This is a genomic window from Streptomyces sp. SID5785 (genome assembly GCF_009870065.1).
Taxonomy (GTDB): Bacteria; Actinomycetota; Actinomycetes; order Streptomycetales; family Streptomycetaceae; genus Streptomyces.
In genome coordinates, this window is record NZ_WWIA01000882.1 from 1 (window position 1) to 2040 (window position 2040).

Genomic DNA, 2040 nt, shown 5'->3' on the forward strand with positions numbered 1-2040 from the left:
GCGGGCGGGCGGTGAAACGGATGTGCATGTGGAAACGGTAGGGGGTCAGGGCCGTGCCCGTGTCACGGGCCAGCTCGGTGAGTCGGGGCAGGACCGTGCCCGGAGCGGTGCCGGGCCGCAGCCGTACGCGCAGGTCCGCGTCGAGCCGGCCGGGACGGACCCGCACCCGGGCCCGGCAGTGCGCGACGCCGTCGACCTCCGCCGCCCGCCCCGTGACCGCGTCCTCCACGGCCCGCGTGTGCACGGCGCTCTCGGGCACCGGCAGTGCGAGGCGCCGCCGTGCGCCGCCGCGCAGGAGCCGCGCCGACCAGAAGGCGAACGCGAGCGCGAGGACCGCGCATCCGACGCCCACGGCCGGCGCCCACCAGCCGTGGTCGCGCGCCGTGGCGAGCGCTTCCGGATCGACGAGCACCGCCCGGGCGGACGGCACCGGCCACCAGCCGGGCAGCGGCGGCGCCCACGCGGAACGGGTCAGTGCGAGCCAGACACCGGCCACGAGGAAGGCACCGCCGGCGAGGGCCAGCGCGAGCCGGTTGACGAACGTACGGCTGCCGGGCATCAGAGGGTGCCTCCCTGGTCCTCGTCGGTGGAACCGGTGACCGGGCGCGGGGCCGCCGGTCCCGGGGCGTCGGTCCGCGGTGCGGCCGGCTCCCACACCGGAGCCGGGCGGACCCGGACGCGCAGCCGGAGCGGGCGGGCCGGACCGCAGTCGTCGACGGCCCGCCGGGCCGCCTCCCCGACCAGCCGTCGCGCGGTGTCCCGGTCGCCGAAGGCGAGCCGGGCGCGGACGGCGACCCGGCGCCTGCCCGCCCGTACGCGCACGGCGTCGATCCCCGCGACCTCGCCGACGGCGTCCCGCACCAGCCGGGCCAGCGCGGCCCGGGTCACGGCGACCCGCACGCGCGGCCCGGGGGAGGACACCGTGAGCAGAGCGCGCCGGCCCGGCGTGACGGCCACGAGCACCATCAGCAGCCCCAGCACGCCGAGCGCACCGCCGGCCACCGCCACCGCCGGGTCACCTGGCCCGTGCGTCGACAGCCATCGCACGGCGTCCGCCCGCCACGGGGCCGCCGTGCCGTGCGCGAGACGGACCAGGGCGACATCCACCGCGAGGGCGCCGCACACCACGGCCGCCGGCACCGTGAGGCACACCGCGGGCACCCGGCGCGGCGACCACCAGCGGCGCGGGGTGCGCCCGGCCCCGGCCGCACCGGCTTCCCCGGGGACGGGCTCCGGGTCACCGCCGGGCGTCCGGGACAGCGCGGTGACGTCGATCCGCGCGCGCGTCACGTCCAGACCCGTCAAGTGGCCCGTGCGGTCCACGACATGGGCCCGCAGCCGGCGGACCGTGTCCGCGAGCGGCACGCGCGCGGGCAGGTCCACCTCGACCGCGACGGCCGCGTGCCGCCCGTTCACCCGGGCGGCACCCTTCGCGAGGGCGCCCGGGCCGCCGCCCGCCGCCTCGGCCGCCGCCCGCTCCACGATGCGGCGCACCGCCCGGTCCGACACGACGGTCGTGCCGCGCGCGGCCGCCGTACTCATCGCCGGCCCCGTTCGTAGGCGTCCCGCAGGTCGCTCAGTCTGCCGCCCTGCTCGAACCAGCGGCCCACCGCCCAGCCCAGGCCGCCGAGCGCGGCCACGAGCAGGAACGCCCCGAAGCCGCCGAAGTACGCGGCGAACGCCAGCGCCATGCCCGCGACCGCCCCGAGGAACGCCCTGTCCCCTGTCACTGCTGTCCCCTCTCGACTCCGGACCGGTAGGCCACTCACTCGACGCGCGTGTCGCTGTCCGGCGCCTGGTCGTCCTCGGGCAGGTGCACGTCGTTGATCGTGACGTTGACCTCGACGACCTCCAGGCCCGTCACCCGCTCCACGGCGGAGACGACGTTCTCGCGCACCTCGCGGGCCAGGTCCGCGATCGGCACCCCGTACTCCACGACGAGGTCCAGGTCGATCGCCGTCTGCCGCTCGCCGACCTCGACCTTGACGCCGCGTCCGACGTTCGGGCGGCCGCCCGGCACCCGGTCGCGCACGGCGCCGA

Annotated in this window: 4 protein-coding genes; all 4 read right to left on the reverse strand. The window is 78.5% G+C overall.

Annotated elements, in window-relative coordinates; all coding sequences use genetic code 11:
• The coding region (locus GTW43_RS28590; RefSeq protein WP_161304855.1) for a hypothetical protein at window positions 1-559 on the reverse strand (559 nt) is incomplete at its 3' end.
• Complete coding sequence (locus GTW43_RS28595) at window positions 559-1542, reverse strand: DUF6286 domain-containing protein (RefSeq protein WP_161304856.1); 984 nt, start codon at window positions 1540-1542, stop codon at window positions 559-561. The genes GTW43_RS28590 and GTW43_RS28595, both read right to left, overlap by 1 nt.
• Window positions 1539-1730, reverse strand: coding sequence for a hypothetical protein (locus GTW43_RS37700; protein ID WP_202501481.1), 192 nt, complete (start codon window positions 1728-1730; stop codon window positions 1539-1541). The genes GTW43_RS28595 and GTW43_RS37700 overlap by 4 nt, the downstream gene beginning before the upstream one ends.
• Window positions 1731-1765: 35 nt before the next feature.
• Window positions 1766-2040 (reverse strand): Asp23/Gls24 family envelope stress response protein (locus GTW43_RS28600; protein ID WP_161304857.1); only part of this gene is annotated, 275 nt, incomplete at its 5' end.

Coding starts and splice junctions, on each gene's coding strand:
- GTW43_RS28595 (WP_161304856.1), bottom strand. CDS start 1,542: ATGAGTACGGCGGCCGCGCGCGGCACGACCGTCGTGTCGGACCGGGCG.